23 protein-coding genes and 1 pseudogene are annotated in these 23,493 nt (G+C 62.0%); 13 read left to right on the plus strand and 11 right to left on the minus strand.

The annotated features are described in order from the left end of the window. Window positions 1-530 precede the first annotated feature (530 nt). Window positions 531-1,406, minus strand: a pseudogene (locus KBY08_RS10935) (PA4780 family RIO1-like protein kinase); the annotation flags it as partial. Window positions 1,407-1,650: 244 nt separating this feature from the next. Next, on the minus strand, window positions 1,651-2,454 hold the full coding sequence (locus tag KBY08_RS10940; protein ID WP_011266540.1) for an AraC family transcriptional regulator: 804 nt from the start codon (window positions 2,452-2,454) through the stop codon (window positions 1,651-1,653). A gap of 85 nt (window positions 2,455-2,539) precedes the next feature. On the opposite strand from KBY08_RS10940, the gene KBY08_RS10945 reads away from it, so the two are divergent. Then, on the plus strand, window positions 2,540-3,568 hold the full coding sequence (locus KBY08_RS10945; RefSeq protein WP_011266539.1) for a bile acid:sodium symporter family protein: 1,029 nt from the start codon (window positions 2,540-2,542) through the stop codon (window positions 3,566-3,568). A 7-nt stretch (window positions 3,569-3,575) separates the two neighbouring features. Here KBY08_RS10945 and KBY08_RS10950 read toward each other — a convergent pair whose 3' ends face one another. The 3 genes from KBY08_RS10950 to KBY08_RS10960 form a co-directional block, all read right to left on the minus strand. Next, window positions 3,576-4,973 (minus strand): DUF726 domain-containing protein, encoded by a 1,398-nt coding sequence (locus KBY08_RS10950; protein ID WP_024659555.1) that lies wholly within the window; start codon window positions 4,971-4,973, stop codon window positions 3,576-3,578. 32 nt (window positions 4,974-5,005) lie between these two features. Beyond that, window positions 5,006-5,284: a hypothetical protein gene (locus KBY08_RS10955; RefSeq protein WP_011266537.1), complete on the minus strand. Its 279-nt coding sequence runs from the start codon at window positions 5,282-5,284 to the stop codon at window positions 5,006-5,008. Window positions 5,285-5,469: 185 nt separating this feature from the next. Then, on the minus strand, window positions 5,470-6,747 hold the full coding sequence (locus tag KBY08_RS10960) for an acetyl-CoA C-acetyltransferase (protein WP_024641337.1): 1,278 nt from the start codon (window positions 6,745-6,747) through the stop codon (window positions 5,470-5,472). 108 nt (window positions 6,748-6,855) lie between these two features. Between KBY08_RS10960 and KBY08_RS10965 the strand changes: the two genes are divergently transcribed. The 6 genes from KBY08_RS10965 (at window position 6,856) to KBY08_RS10990 (ending at window position 11,515) form a co-directional block, all read left to right on the plus strand. Beyond that, window positions 6,856-8,211: a 3-oxoacyl-ACP reductase gene (locus KBY08_RS10965; protein ID WP_004407971.1), complete on the plus strand. Its 1,356-nt coding sequence runs from the start codon at window positions 6,856-6,858 to the stop codon at window positions 8,209-8,211. Window positions 8,212-8,241: 30 nt separating this feature from the next. Continuing rightward, the gene (locus KBY08_RS10970; RefSeq protein ID WP_024638253.1) at window positions 8,242-9,099 is read left to right on the plus strand and encodes a MaoC/PaaZ C-terminal domain-containing protein; all 858 of its coding nucleotides are present in this window, start codon (window positions 8,242-8,244) and stop codon (window positions 9,097-9,099) included. Between the two features lie 121 nt (window positions 9,100-9,220). Continuing rightward, window positions 9,221-9,526 (plus strand): MazG-like family protein, encoded by a 306-nt coding sequence (locus KBY08_RS10975; protein ID WP_004407969.1) that lies wholly within the window; start codon window positions 9,221-9,223, stop codon window positions 9,524-9,526. After that, window positions 9,523-10,272: a methyltransferase domain-containing protein gene (locus KBY08_RS10980; protein WP_024659867.1), complete on the plus strand. Its 750-nt coding sequence runs from the start codon at window positions 9,523-9,525 to the stop codon at window positions 10,270-10,272. The genes KBY08_RS10975 and KBY08_RS10980 overlap by 4 nt, the downstream gene beginning before the upstream one ends. A 19-nt stretch (window positions 10,273-10,291) precedes the next feature. Further along, window positions 10,292-10,930 (plus strand): DUF4136 domain-containing protein, encoded by a 639-nt coding sequence (locus KBY08_RS10985; RefSeq protein ID WP_011266533.1) that lies wholly within the window; start codon window positions 10,292-10,294, stop codon window positions 10,928-10,930. 18 nt (window positions 10,931-10,948) lie between these two features. Next, on the plus strand, window positions 10,949-11,515 hold the full coding sequence (locus KBY08_RS10990; protein ID WP_024659866.1) for a DUF4136 domain-containing protein: 567 nt from the start codon (window positions 10,949-10,951) through the stop codon (window positions 11,513-11,515). 84 nt (window positions 11,516-11,599) lie between these two features. On the opposite strand, the gene KBY08_RS10995 is transcribed toward KBY08_RS10990, so the two are convergent. From KBY08_RS10995 to KBY08_RS11005, 3 genes are read right to left on the minus strand one after another with little or no spacing between them, the layout of a single operon-like run. After that, window positions 11,600-12,190, minus strand: a complete 591-nt coding sequence (locus KBY08_RS10995) for an LON peptidase substrate-binding domain-containing protein (protein ID WP_004407958.1) — start codon at window positions 12,188-12,190, stop codon at window positions 11,600-11,602. Window positions 12,191-12,204: 14 nt separating this feature from the next. After that, the gene (locus KBY08_RS11000) at window positions 12,205-12,921 is read right to left on the minus strand and encodes an LrgB family protein (RefSeq protein ID WP_011266531.1); all 717 of its coding nucleotides are present in this window, start codon (window positions 12,919-12,921) and stop codon (window positions 12,205-12,207) included. Next, window positions 12,918-13,280 carry a CidA/LrgA family protein gene (locus tag KBY08_RS11005; protein WP_004407954.1) on the minus strand — a complete coding sequence of 121 codons (363 nt, stop codon included), beginning with the start codon at window positions 13,278-13,280 and terminating at the stop codon, window positions 12,918-12,920. The genes KBY08_RS11000 and KBY08_RS11005 overlap by 4 nt, the downstream gene beginning before the upstream one ends. 203 nt (window positions 13,281-13,483) lie before the next feature. Here KBY08_RS11005 and KBY08_RS11010 point away from each other — a divergent pair, with 203 nt between their 5' ends. The 3 genes from KBY08_RS11010 (at window position 13,484) to KBY08_RS11020 (ending at window position 16,474) form a co-directional block, all read left to right on the plus strand. After that, window positions 13,484-13,939 carry a MaoC family dehydratase gene (locus KBY08_RS11010; RefSeq protein ID WP_011266530.1) on the plus strand — a complete coding sequence of 152 codons (456 nt, stop codon included), beginning with the start codon at window positions 13,484-13,486 and terminating at the stop codon, window positions 13,937-13,939. A 140-nt stretch (window positions 13,940-14,079) separates the two neighbouring features. Then, window positions 14,080-15,807: a C13 family peptidase gene (locus tag KBY08_RS11015; RefSeq protein WP_024660345.1), complete on the plus strand. Its 1,728-nt coding sequence runs from the start codon at window positions 14,080-14,082 to the stop codon at window positions 15,805-15,807. Window positions 15,808-15,832: 25 nt separating this feature from the next. Further along, window positions 15,833-16,474 carry an NAD(P)H-binding protein gene (locus KBY08_RS11020; RefSeq protein ID WP_011266528.1) on the plus strand — a complete coding sequence of 214 codons (642 nt, stop codon included), beginning with the start codon at window positions 15,833-15,835 and terminating at the stop codon, window positions 16,472-16,474. A 260-nt stretch (window positions 16,475-16,734) separates the two neighbouring features. Here the strand turns inward: KBY08_RS11020 and KBY08_RS11025 are convergent, their stop codons facing one another. The 3 genes from KBY08_RS11025 to mpl are packed head-to-tail and all read right to left on the minus strand — an operon-like array spanning window position 16,735 to window position 18,987. After that, window positions 16,735-17,019, minus strand: a complete 285-nt coding sequence (locus KBY08_RS11025; protein WP_103360386.1) for a YceK/YidQ family lipoprotein — start codon at window positions 17,017-17,019, stop codon at window positions 16,735-16,737. After that, on the minus strand, window positions 17,012-17,641 hold the full coding sequence (ubiX, locus tag KBY08_RS11030) for a flavin prenyltransferase UbiX (protein WP_011266526.1): 630 nt from the start codon (window positions 17,639-17,641) through the stop codon (window positions 17,012-17,014). The genes KBY08_RS11025 and ubiX overlap by 8 nt, the downstream gene beginning before the upstream one ends. Next, window positions 17,638-18,987 carry a UDP-N-acetylmuramate:L-alanyl-gamma-D-glutamyl-meso-diaminopimelate ligase gene (gene mpl / locus KBY08_RS11035; RefSeq protein ID WP_024641063.1) on the minus strand — a complete coding sequence of 450 codons (1,350 nt, stop codon included), beginning with the start codon at window positions 18,985-18,987 and terminating at the stop codon, window positions 17,638-17,640. The genes ubiX and mpl overlap by 4 nt, the downstream gene beginning before the upstream one ends. A 225-nt stretch (window positions 18,988-19,212) precedes the next feature. Here mpl and KBY08_RS11040 point away from each other — a divergent pair, with 225 nt between their 5' ends. The 3 genes from KBY08_RS11040 (at window position 19,213) to eutC (ending at window position 23,419) form a co-directional block, all read left to right on the plus strand. Continuing rightward, window positions 19,213-20,733, plus strand: a complete 1,521-nt coding sequence (locus KBY08_RS11040) for an aldehyde dehydrogenase family protein (protein WP_003414571.1) — start codon at window positions 19,213-19,215, stop codon at window positions 20,731-20,733. 431 nt (window positions 20,734-21,164) lie between these two features. After that, window positions 21,165-22,559: an ethanolamine ammonia-lyase subunit EutB gene (locus KBY08_RS11045; protein ID WP_004407936.1), complete on the plus strand. Its 1,395-nt coding sequence runs from the start codon at window positions 21,165-21,167 to the stop codon at window positions 22,557-22,559. Next, a complete protein-coding gene (gene eutC / locus KBY08_RS11050) occupies window positions 22,556-23,419 on the plus strand; it encodes an ethanolamine ammonia-lyase subunit EutC (RefSeq protein ID WP_096126993.1) in 864 nt (287 codons plus the stop codon). Before KBY08_RS11045 ends, eutC begins: the two co-directional genes overlap by 4 nt. The last annotated feature ends 74 nt before the right edge of the window (window positions 23,420-23,493 follow it).

Consider the following 23,493-nt stretch of genomic DNA (forward strand, 5'->3'; position numbering starts at 1 on the left):
CTCACTGCATCCACTCGATGGATGCGCCTGCACGCACTCCCGTGGGAGCGAGCTTGCTAGCGAAAGGGCCGGTACAGCCTTCGAAAACAGTGCGCCTGATACATCGTCTTCGCGAGCAAGCTCGCTCCCACAAGGGGCTTACTGCATGCAATCGGCGGAGCGCCTGCCACACGCACTTCCTGTGGGAGCGAGCTTGCTCGCGAAAGGGCCGGTACAGGCTCCGAAAACAGCGCGCCTGATACATCGTCTTCGCGAGCAAGCTCGCTCCCACAAGGGGCTTACTGCATGCAATCGGCGGAGCGCCTGCCACACGCACTCACTGTGGGAGCGAGCTTGCTCGCGAAAGGGCCGGTACAGCCTTCGAAAACAGCGCGCCTGATACATCGTCTTCGCGAGCAAGCTCGCTCAACAAGGGGCTTACTGCATTCAATCGGCGGAGCGCCTGCCACACGCACTCCCTGTGGGAGCGAGCTTGCTCGCGAAAGGGCCGGTACAGCCTTCGAAAACAGTGCGCCTGATACATCGTCTTNTGGCTCTTCGGTGGATTTGCTCGGTGGCGCATCGTCTGCCGCACGGGCTGCCTGGCGGCGGGCTTCGTCGAGGCGGGCGGCTTCGATTTCGCGCAGTACGCCGCCCACATCGGCTTCGTCCTCAGGCTCATCGAATTCACCGGTCAGCACCGTGGCGGGCGACAAGGTGCCTGCCTCGTAGTACGACCACATCTCCTTGGCGTATTTGGTCTTTCTGAGCTCCGGCGCGAAGCGGCCGAAGTACAGCGCCATGTTGCCGACGTCGCGCTCCAGCATGCTGAACGCGTGGTTATTGCCCGCGGCATCGACCGCTTGCGGCAAGTCGATGATGACAGGGCCGGACGGCGCCAGCAGCACGTTGAACTCGGACAGGTCACCGTGCACCAGACCGGCACACAGCATCAGCACGATCTGCTCGATCAGGAATGCGTGATACTCGCGCGCCTGATCCGGCTCCAGCACGACGTCGTTCAGACGCGGCGCTGCATCGCCATACTCGTCAGCTACCAGTTCCATGAGCAGCACGCCTTCCAGGAAGTCGTACGGCTTGGGCACCCGGACACCTGCGCCGGCCAGACGAAACAGCGCAGCCACTTCGGCATTCTGCCAAGCGTCTTCGGTTTCCTTGCGCCCGAACTTCGAGCCCTTGGCCATGGCGCGGGCCTGACGGCTGTTGCGTACCTTGCGACCTTCCTGATACTCGGCCGCCTGACGGAAACTGCGTTTGTTAGCCTCCTTGTAAACCTTGGCACACCGCAGCTCATTGCCGCAACGCACCACATAAACAGCTGCCTCTTTACCACTCATGAGCGGGCGCAGCACCTCGTCGACCAGACCGTCTTCGATCAGGGGTTCAATGCGTTTAGGAGTTTTCATCAGCTTTTATTGTGGGTCCTTTGTTGCCAGATACGCGATTGTTGCCGTTATACGGCAATCCTCCGCCAGCGAGTAGGGGTAACCCCCTGTGGATTGAAAGGTTTTTTAAGAAAAAACCACGCAATCCCCCGGTTTAAAGCACCTTTCGTGCCGTACAGCCGGTGAAAGATATTCCGGGACAAAACATGTAAAAGCAGAAAAAACAGCGTTAGATGCACTCGTTAGTGCACAAGGCATCCACGCCTTACTTGAACAAGTCACCGGGGGTATGGCCGAACAAACCCTTGAAGGCTGCGATGAACGCTGACGTCGAGTCATAACCGCAGGCCAGCGCGGTCCGCGTCACACTGGCGCCCTCTTCCAGTGCAGACAGCGAAGACAGCAGCCGTGCCCGCTGCCGCCAGCCACGAAAGCTCAATCCGGTTTCGCGCTGAAACAGGCGCATCAGGGTCTTCTCGGAGGTCCCGAGGCGGGCGGCCCAGTCGTGCAGGGTGATCAAGCGCCCCGGCTCTTCGATCAACTCATTGCACAGCCCCAGCAAACGCGGATGACGTGGCAACGGCAGTGAAAAACCCACTTCGGGCAGTTGCGCCAGTTGATCCAGCAGCACCTGCACCAGCCGCGCCTCATGGCTGTCCTGCTCGGGATAATCCACGGGCAACAGGCAGAAGCTCTTGATCAGCTCGCGGGCCAGTGGCGTGACTTCCAGTACCCTGCAGCGCTGCGGTGCCCACCCCGAATCTGCCGTGCGAATGTACAGGCTGCGCATTTCGGCGCGCATCGAGGTCACCACCTCATGCTCGAGCCCGGCAGGCACCCAGACGCCCCACTGCGGCGGCGCAAAGAAACTGCCCTCGGCGGTATGCACACCCAGAACCCCGCTGATCGCGTAGGAAAACTGCACCCAGTCGTGGCGATGGGGCGGCGTCCAGGAACCGGCGCTGAGACTTTCGGCACGGGCATACAGCGGGCGCGGCAGGCCGGACAAGGCCGGTATCTGCCGTTCGCCTGTGAGCTGCCGCTGATTGATCTGTCCGTTACTCGGCATCTTATGGCCTTATGTCGCAAGACGGCTATGGAGCAACAGAGTAGCCTGCACGCCTCTCTGTTTACAAAAGTTCTCCGGACCCCGTATGCAATCACTCAAACACTTCAAGCGCGTCGCCACTGACTGGTTCCTCTGGGGCATGGTGCTGGCGACGGTACTCGCCTATTTCTTCCCGCGTTTCGGGGCTACCGGCGGCAGCATGCACGCTGAGTACGTCATCAAGGTCGGCGTGTTCGTAGTGTTCTTTCTGCATGGCGTGAATCTGTCCAGCGAGCAGATCAAGAAAGGCCTGACCAACTGGCGCTTGCACGTGATGATCCAGGTCTTCACCTTCGTGGTGTTCCCGCTGATCTGGCTGGCGTGCAACAAGCTGCTGGGCTCGCAGGTGCCAGCGCTGCTGATGCTGGGCTTCCTCTACCTGTGCGCCCTGCCCTCGACCATTTCCTCCTCTGTGGCGCTGACCGGCAGCGCAGGCGGCAATGTCCCGGCAGCGATTCTCAACGCCAGCATGTCCAGTGTCATCGGGATTTTCATCACCCCGTGGCTGGTGAGCCTGGTGGTCGGCACCGGCGCTGGCGGGATCGATCTGGGCGATACGCTGCTCGACCTGTGCGCCATGCTCCTGCTGCCACTGGTGCTTGGCCAGTTAATGCGGCCGCTGCTGGGCAAGTTCTTCGCCCGTCACAAGAAATACACCAACCTGATCGACAAGCTGGTGATTCTGCTGCTGGTGTATGCGGCGTTCTGCAACTCGATGATCTCCGGCATGTGGCAAAGCCAGGGCAACAGCGTGATCCTGACCGCGTTCATCGGCACCGCGCTGTTGCTGGCGGTGATCCTGTTGATGACCACCCGCACGGCGCGGGTGCTCAAGTTCGATCATGCCGACAAGGTCGCGGCGGTGTTCTGCGCCACCAAGAAGTCCCTTGCTGCAGGCGCGCCGATGGCTGCGCTGATTTTCGGCAGCAATCCGGGGCTTGGCCTGATTCTGTTGCCGATCATGATCTACCACCCGATGCAGCTGATCGTGTGCTCGATCATCGCCGAGAGCTACGCCAGTCGTCATCGCCAGCAGCTTTCGGCCGCCGCCCTGGAAGAAGCTCAAGCCGCGTGATTGCGGCTTACATCAGCGCGTCATCGTCCAGCGTGACGCGCGCATAGAAGACGATCGCCACGGTGGGGATCAGTGCGGAATAACCCGGTCGCAGCGCAGTGCCGAAGTGCGTCAGCAAGCGTTGCACCGGGGCCTGGCGAATTGCACCGAGCAAGCCCTTGACCGCGCCGGGCGCCTCGTCGGGCTGCGCGGTCTTGAAAAACGCCGCCACAGTCAGGCGCTCGGCCAGTGCATCGACATGCGTGGCATAGATATCCCAGCTCATCGCGCGGACACTGGCGCGCGGCATCTGCACCAGCGGGTGCGCGCTGTTGAACGCATGGCGAAAGAACGTTCTGAGCAGCAGCTCTTCCACTTCGACCACCGTCGCGCACTGGTGCAGCGCATCGCCCAGACCGTATTGCCGCGCCAGCATGCCCAGCACTCGCGTATAGGGCACGCCACGACGCCGGGCGGCATTGATCAGAAAGTGCCCGGCGACCAGTTGGAATTCGCGCACGAAGGCGTAAGTGCGGTCCGCTTCAGTGGCCTTGAGGCGCGTCCAGCGACTGCTGCGCAAATGCTTGATGGCCGCCTCCAGCACGCAGTCCGGCGAACGGGCCAGAACGCTGTGCAGCCAGACGTCCTGCAGGACCGGGTCGCGGGTCATTGTCGGTAGCACCGCAACGCCGGTTTCCAGCCCTTCACAGCCACTGAAGCGAGTGGCAATCAGCACTTCCTGCAAGCGCTGCCAGTAATGGTGATGGCGATAACCCCGCATGCGCACATTCTCGAAGTGCTCGACCGGCGTACGTCCCAGGCTCTTTTCGCCCAGATTCAGCAACAGCACATGATCTTCCGTGGAATACGCATTGATCAGCCGTCCGCTGATTTTCTGCTTGAGCCGCTCGGCCTCGGCAGCATCAATGCGTACGGCAGCGGCCATCAGCAATACGTCGCCCACCACCAGCCCGTGTTCGGGTGTCTGCTGCAGCTCCTTGAGCGCGCTGACCAGCAGCCGGCCGCCCAGTGAATGGCCGATCAGATTGACCTGCCTGACGTCGGGATGATGTTCGAACAGGTAGCGATCCAGCTGCGCCAACAGCACCTTGCCCATGTCGCGGGCACGGTTGCGGATACGCGCAAAATGAACGACCCGGTCCCCCGCCAGCGCCGCCGCGCCCGCGAGCGGGTGCACACGGGCAGCCGCCATCAGCAGGCCACGGGAACGGTTGTCCATCTGGGTGAAATGGCTGGATGGCCAGAACGCCAGAATGTTCACACTCTGGCGCAAGGCGCCGGGGATGCTGTTGGCCAACAGGCGTCGGTCATCCAGATCATGCCCTGACGAGTAGCCGTGAATGAAGACGTTGGCGACCTCGCCCGAGGTCTTGGGCAGGGTCAGAAACTTGAAGTGATTTTCCACGTTGTCCTGTCACACATGGGCGGATTGCACGCTCAATTGCTGGCGATGAAGCGCTTGGCGATCAGTACGATCAGTCGCAGGCAGAACATGATACCGGTCACCGCGATGACCCATTTGGCCACCAGCAGGAAATAAACCTCTATTTCATCGGAGACCAGCCCCACCAGCAAGCCCATCCCGCCGATCAACAAACCGATCAGCATCAGCCCGATATAAGGCCTCAGCCAGCGAGTGCGCGCGCCTTTGTCGAACAGATAGAACACGGTGCCGATCAGAATCAGCAGTACCGATACGCCAATAATGAACCCCATGCCTTACCTCAACGTTACAGGCCAATAATGCTGATTGATCATCCCGCGCACGGGTGTGACGCGGAGCGCCACGACATGCATCCCCACGCAGGAGCGTGAGGAACGATAGTCGTCAGGTAGACCGCGATAGTGCCCATGCTCTGCGTAAGTCAGTTGTGGATTATGCCCATGACCCCAGCATTTGCCTAACGCTCCAGAATCGCCGTCACGCCCTGGCCGCCTGCGGCACAGATGGAAATCAATCCACGTCCGCTGCCTGCCGCATCCAGCAGCTTGGCCAGATTGGCGACGATGCGGCCTCCGGTCGCGGCGAACGGGTGGCCGGCAGCCAGTGAGCTGCCCTTGACGTTCAGTTTGCTGCGATCAATCGACCCCAGCGGCGCGTCCAGCCCTAGGCGGGTCTTGCAGTAGTCGGCGTCTTCCCAGGCCTTGAGGGTACACAGCACCTGCGCGGCGAAGGCTTCATGGATTTCGTAGTAATCGAAGTCCTGAAGGGTCAGGCCATTGCGGGCCAGCAGACGCGGAACGGCGTAGACCGGCGCCATCAGCAGCCCTTCTGCACCGTTGACGAAATCCACCGCTGCGGCCTCGCCGTCGCGCCAGTAGGCCAGCACCGGCAGGCCCCGCTCGCGAGCCCACTCCTCGCTGGCCAGCAACACCACCGATGCGCCATCGGTCAGCGGTGTCGAATTGCCCGCCGACAAGGTGCCCTTGGCGCTGCGCTCGAACGCGGGCTTGAGGCTGGCCAGCTTTTCAAGCGTCAGGTCCGGACGCAGGTTGTTGTCACGGATCAGCCCCAGATACGGCGTCATCAAATCATCCTGCCAGCCCTCGGCGTAGGCCGCGGCCATTTTCAGATGGCTCTCGAGCGCCAGTTGATCCTGCGGCCCGCGCTCTATGCCCCAGGTCTGCGCCATCAGCTCGCAATGCTGGCCCATCGACAAGCGCGTACGCGGCTCGCCGTTACGCGGCAGCTCCGGTTTGAGGTGGTGTGGACGCAACTGCATCAGGGCCTTGAGCTTGTCACCGGGCGTCTTGCTGCGGTTTACCTGCAGCAGGATCTTGCGCAGCCCCTCGTTGACGCCGATCGGCGCATCGGACGTGGTGTCCACGCCGCCGGCAATGCCGCACTCGATCTGCCCCAGAGCGATCTTGTTGGCCACCAGCAACGCCGCTTCCAGCCCCGTACCGCACGCTTGCTGAATGTCGTAGGCCGGGGTCTGTGCCGAGAGCCGCGAGCCGAGCACGCATTCGCGGGTCAGGTTGAAGTCTCTGGAGTGCTTGAGCACCGCGCCCGTCACCACCTCGCCCATGCGCAGCCCGTGCAGATTGAAGCGCTCGATCAGCCCTTCCAGAGCAGCCGTGAGCATGTCCTGATTGCTGGCCTTGGCATAAGGGCCATTGGAGCGCGCGAACGGAATGCGGTTACCGCCGACGATGGCGACCCGACGAGGATGCGTCATGGAAAACTCCCTTTCTTCAAGCGAATGAATGAGCCGTGTCGATCGCAAGAACAAACGTCATGCCACCGTGGTCCATTCCTTTGAACCCCGACTTCAGGAGAGTGTTCCATGCCGTCAGATCGCTATATTGATTTCGCCAACTCCGACATGGGTCGGCGCCTGGTGAAGGCCGTCGGTCTGCCCGCCCCCACTCACCTGGAGCGCTGGCAGGCCGGACGTCTGCGCCCCGTCGAAGGGACCTTGCTGATCAGCGCAGGACCGCTGGGGGATCAGGTCCGCCAGTTCGCCAGCCGCCTGACCGACTCGCTTTACAGTTTCGGCAGCGACATGCCCGGTGCCACGACGTGGGTGTCCAACCAGGGTCCGCGCCTTAAGGCAGTGGTTTTCGACGCCAGCCAGATCCTGCGCACCGATCAGCTCAGGCAGTTGCGGGACTTCTTTCAGCCGCTGCTGCGCAATCTCGATCACTGCGCGCATGTGGTCATTCTCGGCAAGGCACCCGAGACACTCACTGATCCGCTGGCGGCCAGCACTCAACAGGCCATCGAAGGCTTCAGCCGCTCGCTGGCCAAGGAAGTGCGCAATGGCGCAACGGTCAAGTTGCTGCAGGTGGATGACGACGCGCAGGATCAACTGGAGGGCGCCCTGCGCTTCTTCCTCACGCCCAAGGCTGCGTTCATCTCCGGCCAGTTCGTCCACCTCAGTGCCTGCCCGAGCAAGGTGCAGGACTGGACCCGCCCGCTGGCCGGGCGCAAGGCAGTGGTGACGGGCGCGGCACGCGGCATCGGCGCATCAATCGCCGAGACCCTGACCCGTGACGGCGCGCAGGTCATCCTGCTGGATGTGCCGCAAACCAGGAACGAGCTGGAAGCACTCGCCTCACGGCTTGGCGGTCAGGCCCTGGCGCTGGATATCTGCGCGGCGGATGCCCCGGCGCAGTTGCTCGAACACCTGCCCGACGGCGTCGACATACTGGTGCACAACGCCGGCATCACGCGCGACAAGACGCTGGTCAACATGCCGGAAGATTTCTGGGACTCGGTACTGGCGGTCAACCTCAGTGCGCCGCAAGTGCTGACTCAAGTACTGCTCGACGCGGGAGCCTTGAAGGATAACGCGCGGATCGTGCTCATGGCCTCGATCAGCGGTATCGCCGGTAACCGCGGGCAAACCAACTACACCACCAGCAAGGCAGGTCTGATCGGTTTTGCACGGGCCATGGCCCCCGGGCTCAAGTCACGCGGCATCAGCATCAACGCCGTCGCGCCGGGCTTCATCGAAACGAAAATGACCGCGCACATGCCGTTCACCCTGCGTGAAGCCGGGCGGCGCATGAGTTCGCTGGGTCAGGGCGGCTCGCCACAGGACGTTGCCGAAGCGGTGGCGTGGTTCAGCCAGCCGGGCAGCGGCGCGGTGAGCGGTCAGGTTCTACGTGTATGTGGTCAAAACGTGATCGGGGCTTAAGCACCCGCATCGAATTCAAGGAGATGGATGATGACGGCTCACTGGCGCTACCTCAATTCCCTGCAGCCCCTGTCCAACCTGTTCATCCAGGCAGCGCTCAGGCGCAAGGTCACCGGGATGCAGCTACCCGATCTGGGCTTGCGCAGCTGGATTGCGGTCGATACCGACAAGCTTGAAGCGTACCGCAAAGTGTGCGGATTCGAAGAGAGCAGCCTGCTGCCTCCAACCTACCCGCACGTGCTGGCATTTCCGCTGCAAATGCAATTGATGACCTCCGAGGACTTTCCGTTTCCTCTGCTGGGGCTGATTCACCTCGCCAATCGCACCCGCACGCATCGCCCACTGGGCGGTGTGAGCCAGTTGTACATCAGCGTTCAGGCTACCGATCTGCGCCCGCATGCCAAGGGGGCGACGTTCACCCTGGTCACCCAAGCCGAAGACGGCATGGGGCTGTTGTGGGAAGAAGAAAGCACCCTGCTGTGCACCGCCGTGCATCTGGAAGACAGCCCGGTGAGCTATCCGGAAGCCGAGCCGCTACCGCTCAGCGAACTGCAACACTGGCGGGCGACGGCACAGATAGGCCGCGAGTACGCCAAGGTGTCGGGCGACTACAACCCGATTCACCTCAGCGCCCCCAGCGCCAGGCTGTTCGGTTTCCCTCGCGCCATTGCCCACGGCATGTGGCTCAAGGCCCGTGCGCTCGCGGCGCTGGGCGAGCACTTGCCGGCCTCGAATGTCGAGATCAGCGTGCAGTTCCAGAAGCCTGTACGCCTGCCTGCCGACGTGACGCTGTCGGCCAGTGCCGCCGGCTCGCAGGGCCAGTTCCGTGTCGAAGGCCAGGAAGGCATCGTGCATATGGTCGGTAGCTGGCAGCCTGTCAGCGAGTGACGCACAGCCGGATGAACACCTCTGACGGGAGCCCTGCTCCCATCAACGGCTGAACAAACCTCAACGCCCACTTGCCTGGCGACCCGTTCCCCCTGAAGCTATGCGTCTTCAGGAGAGCATGATGAACCTCGACGAGTTGACCCAACGCCTGCACCGCATCCGCGACCAGAATGACTGGAAACAATTTCACAGCCCGAAAAACCTGGCCATGGCTGCCAGTGTGGAGATGGCCGAGCTGGTGGAAATATTCCAGTGGCTGCGCGAAGACCAGTCCCGCGAGCTGCCTGCCGACCAGTTGGAGCACGCCGGCCAGGAAGTCGGCGACATTGTCCTCTACCTGTTGCTGCTGTGCAGCGAACTGGGCCTGGACATGGACGCGGTGGTGCGTAACAAGCTGGCTGACAGCGAGCGGAGATTTGCCAAGTGAGTGATCGGCATTTCGACCAGCTGGCGACCCGTTTTGCAGAAAAGATCTATGGCGGTGCCAAGGGTGCCATTCGTCTGGCAGTACTGCAGGCCGACCTGACCGAGAACCTGCCCGAGCGACCGCTTCGTGTACTGGATATCGGCGCCGGGCTGGGCCACATGTCGTTATGGCTGGCCGAACAGGGTCATCAGGTGACCCTGGCCGAACCCGCCGAGCCGATGCTCGAAGGCGCACGTCAGCGCTTCGCCGACGCCGGACAGACGGCAACCTTCATTCAGGCCCCGTGGCAGGCGCTGCCCGAGTTACTGAGCGACACTTATGATCTGGTGCTGTGCCACGCCGTGCTGGAATGGCTGGCCGAGCCGCACAGCATCCTCCCGGTGCTGCGCCGGCTGACCAAGGACGATGGCTGGCTGTCGCTGGCGTTTTACAACCGCGATGCCTTGGTCTATCGCAACCTGTTGAAGGGCCATTTCCGCAAGATGCGCAAAAATGACATGGCCGGAGAAAAACAGAGCCTGACGCCCCAGCAACCGCTCGACCCCCGGGAACTGGCGGCGCAACTTGAAGGCCTGTGGCAAGTCGAAACGCGTAGCGGGGTGCGGGTATTTCACGATTACATGCCGGTTGAATTCCAGGCTCGGGCCGAGCTGACGGATCTGCTGGAAATGGAACTGGCGCATCGGCGTCATCCAGCCTTTGCCGGGCTGGGTCGATACCTTCACTGGATGTGCCGTCCGGTCTGACATCACTGCGGAGCCCACCATGAAACACCGTTCTGCCTTGTTTGCCGTGCTGCTGGGAACCGCTCTGCTCGGGATCAGCGCCTGCCAGAGCGACAATCCGTATGTCGCCAGCTCTCTGCCCATGCCTCCCGCCCCCGCGCAGGCGGCAAGAACGCTGGACATGAGCGCCTACCCTGCGCCCCCGCGTGACTATGGGCGTTATCGCTCCTGGGGCTGGCTCAACGGTCAGCTGCCGCCCGGTACCGCATGGGTGGATTCGGCGCAGGTGGTCGAAGCCGTGAGCAACGGCCTGGACCAGCGTGGCTTGCGACCGGCTCGCGGCAATCAACCGGCAGACCTGTACGTCGCTGCCACGACCCGGCAGGAAACCCGGCTGCGCCAGGTGCGTGAAGATTACGATCCCTACTACGGGGGCGGCATGGGCTATGGCCGCTACGATGGCTACCGGCCCGGTTATGGCGGCTACGCCAGTGTGCCGGTGGTGCGCACCTATCAGGAAAAGGTCATGGTGGTGCAGATCAACCTGATTGACGCGCGCAGTGGCCAGCCGGTATGGAGCGCCAGTGCCGATGCGCGCGCCAGCAACAATCTGGCCGACCGCAGCAGTGCATTGCGGCAGGCCGTGCAACAGGCTCTGGCGGCCTACCCGCCTTCGTAACCCTTTCGGAGAACTGCCATGTTTCGCCGTATCGTTCTGCTGACCTGTGCCGTGTTGCTGACGGCCTGTCAGAGCAACTCGATCAATCGCGACTTCGATGCCCAGCGGGATTTCGGCGGCTATCGCAGCTGGAGCTGGAAAGAGCCCGCCGTTCAGTATCAGCCCGCCAATGATCCACGGCTCAAGAGCGACCTGACCGAGCAGCGCCTTCGCCAGTCGATCGGCGAGCAACTGGACCAGCGTGGATTACGCATGGCCGCAGCCGGCGCCCGGCCGGATTTGAAAGTGCAGGCCTGGCTGATCGTCGAAAACCGTCAGCAGACGGTCAGCACCAACTATGGCGGGGGCTGGAGCCCCTGGGGCGGTTATGGCTACTGGAACGGGCCGATGAACACCGAAACCCGCAGCGTCGACTACAAGGTCGGCACCGTGCAGATCGATATGTTCGACGGCAAGGACGGCAAGCTGGTCTGGCGTGGCAGCACCGAGCGCATCCTCAATGACAACGCCGGCAGCCCGTCCGAACGCGATCAGGCCATGCGCACCACGGTGGCGAAAATTCTGGAGCAGTATCCACCGAGCTAACCGCGACAGACGTGCCGATGCTCTGCGTCGGCATGGCGTTCCAGACGCTCTGCTACCCTGCGCAATGAACAGCGCGATCCGGGCTCAGGCCTGCAGATCGCCCTGCATTTCATCGAGCAATTCCTGAATCGCGTCGAGACGCTCTTCGGGGTCGTCGATTTCCAGCAGTTCCACTTTGTCTTTTTCGGTGAACGGCAGCAGATAGGCAAGCTGGTTGGACAAGGCGTATTGCCCACCGGCAGACACACCCATGTTCAAGGAAGCCACCATTGGATGCTCGGCCAGCGCTTCGAGCAGGGCCACAAGGTCGGCGTCTTCCTCCTGCAGCGGGCGCTCCACGGGCTCTTCAAGCCACTCGACCTCGGCCACCAGCAGTTGATCGCGCTGAACCTCAGTGGCGACAACCCGGAAGCGACGCCCCCCGACCACACGAATGCCCAGCAAGCCGTTCTCCTGCTGCTGAAAATCCATGACCAGCGCTTCGCAGCCGATCAACGAATGGCCGTCCGGCGCGGAGCCAACTTCACTTCCCTCGGTGATACACACCACACCGAACCCTTCCCCCTGCTTCATGCAGCGGCCGATCATGTCCAGGTAACGGGCTTCAAACAGCTGCAGATCAAGCACGCACCCTGGAAACAGCACAGCATTCAGCGGAAACAATGGCAGCGTCATAGAAAAGCCTCCTTTTAAATGGCCAGCGACATTGCCAGCGGCAGGAACAACGCCGTCGCAACGCCCATCAGACTCATTGCCAACGCAGCAAAAGCCCCCGTTTCTTCCCCCTCCTGCAATGCCACGGATGTGCCTACCGCATGCGCGGTAAGCCCCAGCGCCATGCCTCGGGCAGCAGGATTGTCCACCCCGATCAGTGACAGCAGACCGGGGCCGAAAATGGCACCGAATACGCCAGTAATCAACACAAAAACAGCCGCCAGGGCGGCAACCCCGCCGATCTGCTCGGCGACCAGCATGGCGATGGGCGATGTCACTGATTTGGGCGCCATGGTCATCAGAATCATGTGGTCGGCACCGAACAGCACCCCGAACCCCACGCACAAACCGGTGGCAAACACCCCGCCGATTACCAGCGTAGTCAAGACCGGCCAGAACAACTGGCGGATCCGTCGCATATTCAAATAGAGCGGGACCGCCAGCGCAACGGTTGCAGGCCCCAGCAGCGTGCCCAGAATCTCGGTGCTTTTGCGGTACTCGGTGTATTCAAGGTCGCAGAACAGCACGATCCCGATCACCACCACCATCGAGACCAGCACAGGCTGCAGAAACAGCCAGCGGGTTCTTTCATAGGCGGCCATCGCCAATTGGTAGGCACTCAGGGTGATCGCGATGCCGAAAAGCGGGTGATGAATCACCGACAGCCATGCACCGTGCCAGTCAAGACTCATGGCAACTCCCGGCGCTGGGCCTGACGCTTGATCAATGACTGCATCAGCCAGCCGACAAAGACCACGGAAATCATCAGCGACAGGGTCAGGGTGCCAAAGATCGCCCAGAAGTCTTCGGCAATGGCCGACGCGTACACCATCACCCCGACCGCAGGCGGCACCAGCAGCAACGGCAGATAGCGCAGCAGACTGCTGGCCGCCATGCTGATCGGCTCGCTGACTTCACCGCGCCACATCAAATACGCCATAAGCAGCACAAGGCCGATGATCGGCCCTGGCAAAATCGACAGAAACAGGTGGTTGAGCGCGGTCCCCAGCAGTTGGAACAGCACCAGCCATGTCAAACCCCTTAACAGCATGAAGACTCCAGCAGATAAACGAACCCGGCGAACGATCGGCGTCATTATAAACACGCTGCGCCAGAGGTCATGAGTGGGTATTCGCATTGCTGCAGTTGCTTGACCGGCCAGCTCCCCTCTGCTGATCTGGTGATTCGCCTGCACGCATTGGCTGCTGCGGGCAGTGGCCGTTCAGTACACCCTCATCAGACAAGGAGAGCAGTATGCCTTCCGTACCCGTCACAGAACTCAGGCAGTACATCGGCAAGGACGCAGGCTATTCAGACTGGCTGACTATCGACCAGCAGCGTATCAACCTGTTCGCCGACGCCACAGGGGATTTCCAGTTCATCCATGTCGACCCGGTCAAAGCGGCGCAGACGCCGTTCGGCGCGACCATCGCACATGGCTTCCTGTCGTTGTCGCTGATTCCCAAGCTCATGGAGGGCATCATGGTACTGCCCGAAGGCTTGAAGATGGCGGTCAATTACGGGATGGACAGTGTGCGCTTCGTTCAACCGGTGACGGTCAACTCGCGGGTGCGTCTCAAGGTCCAGCTGACCGACGTGAGCGAGAAAAAACCCGGCCAGTGGTTGCTCAAGGCAACGGCCACGCTGGAGATCGAAGGTCAGGAAAAACCCGCTTTTGTGGCCGAACCTTTAACGTTGTGTTTCGTATAAAGCGTTTAAAACATGAAACAGTCGTAACAGACTGTTTCATCCCGTTGACTCGCTGCGGCATACTCCCCTGCGGTCGTGCCCCCTAACATCTGCTCAAGCGGAGCCGGGCTCGCCCCTGAATCATTCTTCCGGGATCTCACATGCGCGCGCTCGCTCCATTGGCTTTGACACTCTTGATCGCAGGCTGCGGTGATGGCGAATCAATTTTGCCACCCGACGGTCGCCTGCCCGACGGCGGACGCTACCGGGGCGATCTGGTCAACGGCGTCCTGCAGGGCCAGGGCCGCATCGATTACCCCAACGGCAGCTGGTTCGCAGGTCAGTTCGAAAACGGCCTGCGGCAGGGTCAGGGCGAATGGCACGCCAGCAATGGCGACGTCTACAAGGGCGGCTTCGAGCAAGGTCTGTTCAATGGCCAGGGCCGACTGACCACCCGCGCTGGCGCGAGTTATGTCGGCAGCTTCAAACTTGGCATGCGTGACGGCGAAGGCACCCAGAAAGACAAGGGCGTGCTTTATCGTGGCCAGTTCAAGGCCGGTGTATACGACGGCCCCGGTCGCCTGGAACTGGAAGACGGCAGCCAGCATCAAGGCATGTTCGCCAATGGCAAGGCCAACGGCGAGGGGTCGCGCAGTGACGCCAGCGGCAACCAGTACAGTGGCAACTTCATCGACGGTCAATTGCAGGGCACCGGCAGCTTCACCAGTGCTGAAGGCGATCAATACGTCGGCAATTTCCGCAACGGCCAGCTGGACGGCAAGGGGCGCTATGAAAACAGCGACGGTGACGTCTGGAGCGGTGAGTTCAAGGAAGGCGCGCTGACCGGCAAAGGCGAGTTGATCGGTTCTGACGGCAGCCGCTATCAGGGTGATTTCGACAACTGGCGCTTCATGGGTCAGGGCCAGTTGCTGTTGGCCGATGGCAGCCGCTACATCGGCCAGTTCGCCGATGACACCTACCAGGGCGACGGCGTGCTGATTTCTCCGGATGGCAAGGAGCAGCGCGGCATCTGGGCCAACGGCGAGCGAATCCGTGATGCCAAAGGCAAATTGCTCCCGGACCCACTCGAAGCCGGGCTGCTGGTCCAGGGTTCGCTGCTGGACAAGGCACTGGCAGGAGTGCCGGCGTCGACACCGGCCACCGAGCTGTACACGCTGGTCGTGGGTGGCGACGGCAAGCAGAGCGTGTTCATGCGCGAAGCGGACTACGTGAGCAATCTGCTCAAGTCGCGCTTCGGTGCCGTCGGGCAAGTCAGCCTGGTCAATCATCGCGATCACATGGATGACCGGCCGATGGCGACGCGTGAAACCATCACCCGCGCAGTGCAGACACTCGCCCAGCGCACCGGCCCGGAAGACCTGGTGTTCATTTACCTGACCAGCCACGGCACTCAGGATCATGAACTGGTGCTCGACCAGCCGCGCCTGTCGCTGGCAGACCTGCCCGCCGACGCATTGGCCGCGGCCCTCGCGCCACTGAAGAACCGTGACAAGGTTGTGGTGATTTCAGCCTGTTATTCCGGCGGCTTCATTCCCGACCTGAAAGATGAACGCACGCTGATCATGACCGCCTCGCGCGCCGACCGCGTCTCGTTCGGCTGCTCGGAAGAGGCCGACTTCACTTATTTTGGCGATGCACTATTTGCCAGGGCATTGGTCGAAACCGATGACCTGCAACACGCTTTCAACGAAGCGAAGGCCTATGTTGCGCAACGTGAGACCGAAGACAACTTCGAGGCCTCCGAACCGCAGATATGGGCACCCAAAGGAGTCCTGGCGCGCTGGCAGCAGTTGCGCAAGAGCCAGGCCGAACGCGCGTTGAGCACGGCGTTGAACCGCACGGAAGCGAAGACTTCGACTAGCCGCTAGGCTTAGCAGTATCAAGGAGAACGATATGTACCTGACGCCGCAACACATCCTGCTCGCAGGAGCCACGGGCCTTACAGGCGAGCATTTGCTGGACCGGCTGCTCAGCGAGCCGACCGTCACCCGCGTGCTGGCACCGACGCGCAAGCCGCTGGCCGAACACTCGCACCTGGAAAATCCGGTCGGCGAGCTGGCGACGCTGCTGCCAACGCTGTCTGGCCGGGTGGACATCGCATTCTGCTGCCTGGGCACCACGATCAAACAGGCGGGCTCGCAGGACGCCTTCAAGGCGGTCGATCTGGACATGGTCACAGCGTTCGCCAGCCGCGCCCGCGAGCTCGGCGCTCGCCATTTGCTGGTGATCAGCGCAGTCGGCGCAGATCCGCAGTCCAGCACCTTCTACAACCGCGTCAAAGGCGAAATGGAACAGGCGCTTCGTGCCCAGGGCTGGCCGCAACTGACCATCGCCCGCCCTTCCCTGCTGGTGGGCAGCCGTCCTGAAACCCGTTGGGTCGAGCAACTGGCGGCACCTATCGCCAAACTGATCCCCGGCAAATACGGCGCCATCGAAGCCTGCCACCTGGCCCGCGCCCTGTGGCGGCTGGCGCTGGAAGAGCAGAACGGCGAACGGATCGTCGAATCGGATGAGCTGCGCAAGCTGGGCAAGTAGGTTCGCCGAGGCTCAGCGATGATCGTCCCCACGCTCCGCGCTCATCTTTAAACACAAGTCCGATTTTGATTCTGGCCGGAGGCCGTAGGAGCGAACTTGTTCGCGAATGCGATGTTTCAGACGGTACATTTTCGGCGATCATACCGCCCCTTTCGCGAACAAGCGAAGCGTCGCCCGGTTCGCTCCTACGGCCTGCGGCCAGAATCAAAAGCAGATTTGTATATAACGATCAGCTCCGCGTGGGAATGATCTGCGTCACATTAAAGCCCGCCCGTAGCCTGAACCCCCAGTCCCGCGGCCGTCAGCAATGACAGTGGCAGCAGCAGGGTGTCGAGCAGCGCACTGCCCGGCAGGTCAAGGCCAGGGTAGCTGGGAGCTTGTGCACCGAATCGGTCGGCGGCACAGCAACCACCCTGCAGCGCATACATATTCAAGCGCGTACCGGCATACACCACCGGCGCGCCAGGTTTGGCCGCATTGAGCGTGCGTGCCGTCGCGCAGCCGGTCAGCGCCAGCGCAAGCGCTACCATCAGCAGCTTATTCATCGCCGCCAATATGGTGCTCGCCCCAGCGCGGCAACATGTCCTGAGGGATGTTCAGCAGATTGAGGATCCGCGCGACGACAAAGTCCACCAGGTCGTCGATGGTCTGCGGCTGGTGATAAAAGCCGGGAGACGCCGGCAAAATCACTGCACCCATGTTCGACAGCTTGAGCATGTGTTCCAGATGAATGCTGGAATACGGCGCTTCGCGCGGCACCAGAATCAATTGGCGCCGCTCCTTCAGCGTCACGTCAGCGGCGCGCTCGATCAGATTGTTGCAGGCCCCGGTGGCAATCGCCGACAGCGAACCGGTGGAACACGGCACCACCACCATCGCGCTCGGCGCACCCGAGCCGGAGGCCACTGGCGACATCCAGTCATCGCGCCCATAGACACGAATCTGCCCGGCAGACGCACCGGTGTACTCCGTCAGAAACGCCTGCATCATCATCGCCTTGGGCGGCAGGCGTACGTCGGTCTCGGTGGCCATCACCAGTTGCGCCGCCTTGGAGATCAGGAAGTGCACTTCCCGATCCTCACGCACCAGACAATCCAGCAGGCGCAGGCCATATGGCGCGCCGGAAGCGCCGGTCATGGCAACCGTAACGCGCTCCGGGCCGCTCATTGCAACGCCTCGGCCAGTTTGCCATGTAAGCCGCCAAAGCCGCCGTTGCTCATGATCACGATGTGCGTGCCGGGCTGCGCCTGGCTTTTGACCTGGGCGATGATTGCCTCAAGGGAATCACAGACCAACGCAGGCACAGTGCCTCCCGCGACTGTTGCCGCCAGGTCCCAGCCCAGATTGGGCGGAGCGTACCAGACCACCTGATCCGCCTGACCCACGCTTTCCCGCAGGCCGTCGCGATGCGCGCCAAGCTTCATCGAGTTGGAGCGCGGCTCGATGACCGCAATGATCGACGCATCACCGACCTTCTTGCGCAGGCCGTCCAGTGTGGTGGCGATAGCCGTGGGGTGATGGGCGAAGTCATCATAAATAGTGATGCCGCGCACGTCGGCGACCTTTTCCATGCGCCGCTTGACGCTCTTGAACGCACTGAGCGCCTGCACCCCCAGCAACGGCACGACGCCCACATGGCGAGCGGCTGCCAGTGTCGCCAGGGCGTTGGCCACGTTGTGCTGACCGGTCATGTCCCAGTCGACGGCGCCCTGAAGTTCGCCTTCGAACAGCACTTCAAAGCGCGAGCCGTCTTCGCTCAACAGCCGTGCCTGCCACTGACCGTTCTGGCCCGTGGTCTGTACCGGCGTCCAGCAGCCCATCTCGATGACCCGCGACAACGCCGGCTCGGTCGTCGGATGGATCACCAGGCCTTCGCTCGGAATGGTACGCACCAGATGGTGAAACTGACGTTCGATGGCCGGCAGGTCGGGGAAGATGTCGGCATGATCGAACTCAAGATTGTTGAGAATCGCTGTCCGCGGACGGTAGTGGACGAACTTGGAGCGTTTGTCGAAGAACGCGCTGTCGTATTCATCGGCCTCGACCACAAAGAACGGGGTCTCGCCCAGACGTGCCGACACGGCGAAGTTCTGCGGGATGCCACCGATCAGGAAGCCGGGGCTCATGCCCGCGTGTTCCAGCACCCAGGCCAGCATGCTGCTGGTGGTGGTCTTGCCGTGCGTGCCGGCCACGGCCAGTACCCAGCGGCCTTGCAGCACATGGTCCGCCAGCCACTGCGGGCCAGACACATACGGCAAACCTGTGTTGAGCACATATTCAACCGCCGGGTTGCCACGCGACAGCGCGTTGCCGACCACTACCAGGTCCGGCGCGGGGATCAGTTGCACGGGATCATAGCCTTGGGTCAGCTCGATGCCCTGCGCCTGCAACTGGGTGCTCATCGGTGGGTAGACGTTGGCGTCGGAGCCCGTGACCCGGTGCCCTAACTCTTTGGCGAGCACCGCCAGAGACCCCATGAACGTGCCGCAGATACCAAGGATATGAATATGCATGACCAACCTCTCAGAACATCTGCGCAGGTTAACGTAGGGACGGTGAAATGGCACCCTGAGTTTGTCCGTCGTCTTGCGCGCACGGCCCATTTCAATGCCCGGCAGATAAGCCTAAAGTCCTAGCCACGGCCGAATGCAAATGGCCTATTCTTGAACGCTCGTTGCCAGATACCCGAAAGCAGAATCGACACAGACTCCCTCACAACAAGAACCAGGAGACATACCATGCGTTACGCTCATCCCGGTACCGAAGGCGCCATCGTCAACTTCAAGGAACGCTACGGTAACTACATCGGCGGCGAGTTCGTCGCGCCGGTCAAAGGCCAGTACTTCACCAACACCTCGCCGGTCACCGGCAAGGCCATCGCAGAATTTCCGCGCTCCACCGCCGAAGACATCGACAAGGCACTCGACGCTGCGCACGCCGCCGCTGCAGCCTGGGGCTCGACCTCGGTACAGGCCCGCTCGCTGGTGCTGCTGAAGATTGCCGATCGCATCGAAGCCAATCTGGAAGTCCTGGCCATCACCGAAACCTGGGACAACGGCAAAGCGATCCGCGAAACCCTCAACGCCGATATCCCGCTGGCCGCCGACCATTTCCGCTACTTCGCCGGCGTGCTGCGCGCGCAGGAAGGCAGCGCCGCCGAAATCGACGGCAATACCGTGGCCTATCACATTCATGAGCCGCTGGGCGTGGTCGGGCAGATCATCCCGTGGAACTTCCCGCTCCTGATGGCGGCCTGGAAACTCGCCCCTGCGCTGGCGGCCGGTAATTGCATCGTGCTCAAACCTGCCGAGCAGACGCCGCTGGGCATCAGCGTGCTGATCGAACTGATCGGCGACCTGCTGCCTCCCGGCGTGCTGAACATCGTGCAGGGTTATGGCCGCGAGGCGGGTGAAGCGCTGGCCAGCAGCAAACGCATCGCCAAAATCGCCTTCACCGGCTCGACACCGGTCGGCTCGCACATCATGAAACTGGCGGCGGACAACATCATCCCGTCCACCGTGGAACTGGGCGGCAAGTCGCCGAACATCTTCTTCGAAGACATCATGAGTGCCGAGCCGGAGTTCATCGACAAGGCCGCTGAAGGCCTGGTCCTGGCGTTCTTCAATCAGGGCGAAGTCTGCACCTGCCCGTCCCGCGCGCTGGTGCAGGAGTCGATCTATCCACAGTTCATGGAAGCGGTGCTGCGCAAGGTCGAGAAGATCAAACGCGGCGACCCGCTGGACACCGATACCATGGTCGGCGCCCAGGCATCCGAGCAACAGTTCGACAAGATTCTTTCGTACCTGGACATCGCCAAGGGCGAAGGCGCCGAACTGTTGACCGGCGGCAAAGTGGAGAAGCTGGAGGGCAGCCTGTCCACCGGCTACTACATCCAGCCGACGCTGCTCAAAGGCAACAACAAGATGCGCGTGTTCCAGGAGGAGATCTTCGGTCCGGTGGTCAGCGTCACGACCTTCAAGGACGAAGCCGAAGCCGTGGCCATCGCCAACGATACCGAGTTCGGCCTGGGCGCAGGCCTGTGGACCCGCGACATCAACCGCGCCTACCGCGTGGGCCGGGCGATCAAGGCCGGACGCGTGTGGACCAACTGCTACCACCTGTACCCGGCACACGCCGCGTTCGGTGGCTACAAGAAATCCGGCGTCGGCCGCGAAACCCATAAAATCGCGCTTGAGCATTATCAGCAGACCAAAAACCTGCTGGTGAGCTACGACACCAACCCGCTGGGTTTCTTCTAGGTATTTAGGTCCGCTGCTCAGGTTGGAACACGCCCCCTGTAGGAGCGGACCGGGCGACGCTTCGCTTGTCCGCGAAGACAGTAGTTCAGACGATACCTTCCCGGAGAATGTACTGGCCCTTTCGCGAACAAGTTCGCTCCCACGGCCTTCGGCCAGAATCAAAAGCGGACTTGTGTATAGCACCGAGCCCTATTGCGCGGTAACAAGAAACACATCACGCACCAACCCTGTGCATCACGCCCCGGCTTAACGCTGCGGCGTGATGTATCCTGCCCTGGACTAATCCGCTTACGCCTGCAAACTCGCACTCCCGGTCGGGATGGAGTATTAATTGCTTACGTTGCTTCCCATAGTCGTTTGAACCGGGACGTCACCGGTTCGACCGAAAGACTACGTCCGACGCGAACAGCGCGACGTCATGGAGAATCTGTATGGCGAGCTTTTCCCATTCTGTCGGTGCGCAGACGTACCGCTTCGACAGCCTCAAAGAAGTCATGGCCAAGGCCAGTCCTGCGCGCTCCGGTGATTACCTGGCCGAAGTCGCTGCGCAGAACGACGGCGAACGGGTCGCCGCGCAAATGGCGCTGGCGAATATTCCGCTCAAGCACTTTCTTGAAGAAGCCCTGATTCCCTATGAACAGGACGAAGTCACCCGGCTGATCATTGATACCCACGACAAACTGGCGTTCGCCCCGGTCAGTCATCTGACAGTCGGCGGCTTTCGCGACTGGCTGCTCAGCGACAAGGCCGACGAAACCAGTCTCCGCGCGCTGGCCCCAGGTCTGACCCCGGAAATGGCCGCAGCCGTTTCAAAGATCATGCGCGTGCAGGATCTGGTGCTGGTGGCGCAGAAAATCCGCGTGGTCACGCGCTTCCGTAACACCATGGGCCTGCGCGGCCGGCTGTCGACACGCCTGCAACCCAATCACCCGACCGACGACCCGTCCGGCATTGCCGCCAGCGTGCTCGATGGTCTGCTGTACGGCAATGGCGATGCCATGATCGGCATCAACCCGGCCACCGACAGCACCTCGTCCATCGTCGCCCTGCTGGAAATGCTCGACGCCATCGTCCAGCGCTATGAAATACCGACCCAGTCCTGCGTACTGACCCACGTCACCACCTCCATTGAAGTGATCAACCGTGGCGTGCCGGTCGATCTGGTGTTTCAGTCGATCACCGGCACTGAGGCCGCCAACGCCAGCTTCGGCATCAGCCTCAAGCTGTTGCAGGAAGGCTATGAAGCGGGCCTGAGCCTGAACCGCGGCACCCTCGGGCAAAACCTGATGTATTTCGAGACCGGACAAGGCAGCGCGCTGTCGGCCAACGCGCATCATGGCGTCGACCAGCAGACCTGCGAGACCCGCGCCTACGCCGTCGCCCGGCATTTCAACCCGTTTCTGGTCAACACCGTGGTCGGTTTCATCGGCCCCGAGTACCTGTACAACGGCAAACAGATCATCCGCGCCGGTCTGGAGGATCACTTCTGCGGCAAGCTGCTGGGCGTGCCGATGGGCTGTGACATCTGCTACACCAACCACGCAGAGGCCGATCAGGACGACATGGACACCCTGCTGACCCTGCTGGGCGTCGCGGGGATCAACTTCATCATGGGCATCCCCGGCTCCGACGACATCATGCTCAACTACCAGACCACCTCGTTCCACGACGCGCTGTACGCCAGGCAAAGCCTGGGCCTGCGTCCTGCGCCGGAATACGAAGCCTGGCTGGAAAAAATGGGCATCTTCACCCAGGCCGACGGCCGTGTGCGCTTCGGCGACAGCCTGCCGCCAGCCTTCCGTCAGGCGCTGGCGCATCTAGCATGAGTGACGAGCCGATGAACGAACTACAAGACAGCGCCGCCCCCGCCAATCCATGGCTGGAACTGCGCCGCCTGACCCCTGCGCGTATTGCGCTGGGGCGTACCGGCACCAGCCTGCCGACCTCTGCGCAGCTGGACTTTCAAGCCGCCCATGCGCAGGCACGCGACGCGGTGCATCTGGCTTTCGACCATGCCGCGATCAGCGCACAACTGACGGAAAAGAGTCGTGAAACCCTGCTGCTGCACAGCGCCGCCGCCGACCGGGACAGCTACCTGCAGCGCCCGGACCTGGGCCGTCGCCTTAATGACGAATCAGCGCAGACGTTGCGCGACTACGCCGAAGCTCATCCGGGCGGTCTCGATCTGGCGGTAGTGGTCGCCGACGGTCTGTCCGCCCTGGCGGTGCATCGGCATGCGGTGCCTTTCCTCATTCGCCTGGAAGAACAGGCCAGCGCCGAAGGCTGGTCGCTGTCGCCAGTGATCATGGTCGAGCAGGGCCGCGTCGCCGTGGCCGATGAGGTCGGTGAACTGCTCGGTGCGAAGATGGTGGTCATTCTGATCGGCGAGCGCCCCGGTCTAAGCTCCCCCGACAGCCTGGGCCTGTACTTCACCTACGCGCCGAAGGTCGGGCTGAACGATGCGCACCGCAACTGTATTTCCAATGTTCGCCTGGAAGGCTTGAGCTACGGCATGGCCGCTCATCGGCTGCTGTACCTGATGCGCGAGGCCTGCAGGCGGCAGATTTCCGGGGTCAACCTGAAAGACGAAGCCGAACTGCAGACTCTGGAATCAGGCGGCACTGACGATCATTCAGACAAACCCATCGGCAACTTCCTGCTCGACGGCCCTGCCGCGCCACACTAGGCGCCACACTGGCTTATGCCGTTCACAGCCGCCGGGCAGATTCGCGTAACCCTCCCGGCTTGCGGCATAAGCCC

Origin of the sequence: Pseudomonas sp. P135, from assembly GCF_020312125.1 — a bacterium.
Taxonomy (GTDB): domain Bacteria; phylum Pseudomonadota; class Gammaproteobacteria; order Pseudomonadales; family Pseudomonadaceae; genus Aquipseudomonas; species Aquipseudomonas fragariae.

What these genes read in the sequence shown, in the direction of transcription:
- KBY08_RS11010 (WP_011266530.1), top strand. Translation starts at nt 13,484, where the DNA reads ATGCCTTCCGTACCCGTCACAGAACTCAGGCAGTACATCGGCAAGGAC.
- KBY08_RS11000 (WP_011266531.1), bottom strand. Translation starts at nt 12,921, where the DNA reads ATGAGTCTTGACTGGCACGGTGCATGGCTGTCGGTGATTCATCACCCG.
- KBY08_RS10960 (WP_024641337.1), bottom strand. Translation starts at nt 6,747, where the DNA reads ATGACGCATCCTCGTCGGGTCGCCATCGTCGGCGGTAACCGCATTCCG.
- ubiX (WP_011266526.1), bottom strand. Translation starts at nt 17,641, where the DNA reads ATGAGCGGCCCGGAGCGCGTTACGGTTGCCATGACCGGCGCTTCCGGC.
- KBY08_RS10965 (WP_004407971.1), top strand. Translation starts at nt 6,856, where the DNA reads ATGCCGTCAGATCGCTATATTGATTTCGCCAACTCCGACATGGGTCGG.
- KBY08_RS11040 (WP_003414571.1), top strand. Translation starts at nt 19,213, where the DNA reads ATGCGTTACGCTCATCCCGGTACCGAAGGCGCCATCGTCAACTTCAAG.
- KBY08_RS10955 (WP_011266537.1), bottom strand. Translation starts at nt 5,284, where the DNA reads ATGGGGTTCATTATTGGCGTATCGGTACTGCTGATTCTGATCGGCACC.
- KBY08_RS10970 (WP_024638253.1), top strand. Translation starts at nt 8,242, where the DNA reads ATGACGGCTCACTGGCGCTACCTCAATTCCCTGCAGCCCCTGTCCAAC.
- KBY08_RS10945 (WP_011266539.1), top strand. Translation starts at nt 2,540, where the DNA reads ATGCAATCACTCAAACACTTCAAGCGCGTCGCCACTGACTGGTTCCTC.
- KBY08_RS11045 (WP_004407936.1), top strand. Translation starts at nt 21,165, where the DNA reads ATGGCGAGCTTTTCCCATTCTGTCGGTGCGCAGACGTACCGCTTCGAC.
- KBY08_RS10985 (WP_011266533.1), top strand. Translation starts at nt 10,292, where the DNA reads ATGAAACACCGTTCTGCCTTGTTTGCCGTGCTGCTGGGAACCGCTCTG.
- KBY08_RS11005 (WP_004407954.1), bottom strand. Translation starts at nt 13,280, where the DNA reads ATGCTGTTAAGGGGTTTGACATGGCTGGTGCTGTTCCAACTGCTGGGG.
- KBY08_RS11020 (WP_011266528.1), top strand. Translation starts at nt 15,833, where the DNA reads ATGTACCTGACGCCGCAACACATCCTGCTCGCAGGAGCCACGGGCCTT.
- KBY08_RS10990 (WP_024659866.1), top strand. Translation starts at nt 10,949, where the DNA reads ATGTTTCGCCGTATCGTTCTGCTGACCTGTGCCGTGTTGCTGACGGCC.
- mpl (WP_024641063.1), bottom strand. Translation starts at nt 18,987, where the DNA reads ATGCATATTCATATCCTTGGTATCTGCGGCACGTTCATGGGGTCTCTG.
- KBY08_RS11015 (WP_024660345.1), top strand. Translation starts at nt 14,080, where the DNA reads ATGCGCGCGCTCGCTCCATTGGCTTTGACACTCTTGATCGCAGGCTGC.
- eutC (WP_096126993.1), top strand. Translation starts at nt 22,556, where the DNA reads ATGAGTGACGAGCCGATGAACGAACTACAAGACAGCGCCGCCCCCGCC.
- KBY08_RS10995 (WP_004407958.1), bottom strand. Translation starts at nt 12,190, where the DNA reads ATGACGCTGCCATTGTTTCCGCTGAATGCTGTGCTGTTTCCAGGGTGC.
- KBY08_RS11025 (WP_103360386.1), bottom strand. Translation starts at nt 17,019, where the DNA reads ATGAATAAGCTGCTGATGGTAGCGCTTGCGCTGGCGCTGACCGGCTGC.
- KBY08_RS10940 (WP_011266540.1), bottom strand. Translation starts at nt 2,454, where the DNA reads ATGCCGAGTAACGGACAGATCAATCAGCGGCAGCTCACAGGCGAACGG.
- KBY08_RS10975 (WP_004407969.1), top strand. Translation starts at nt 9,221, where the DNA reads ATGAACCTCGACGAGTTGACCCAACGCCTGCACCGCATCCGCGACCAG.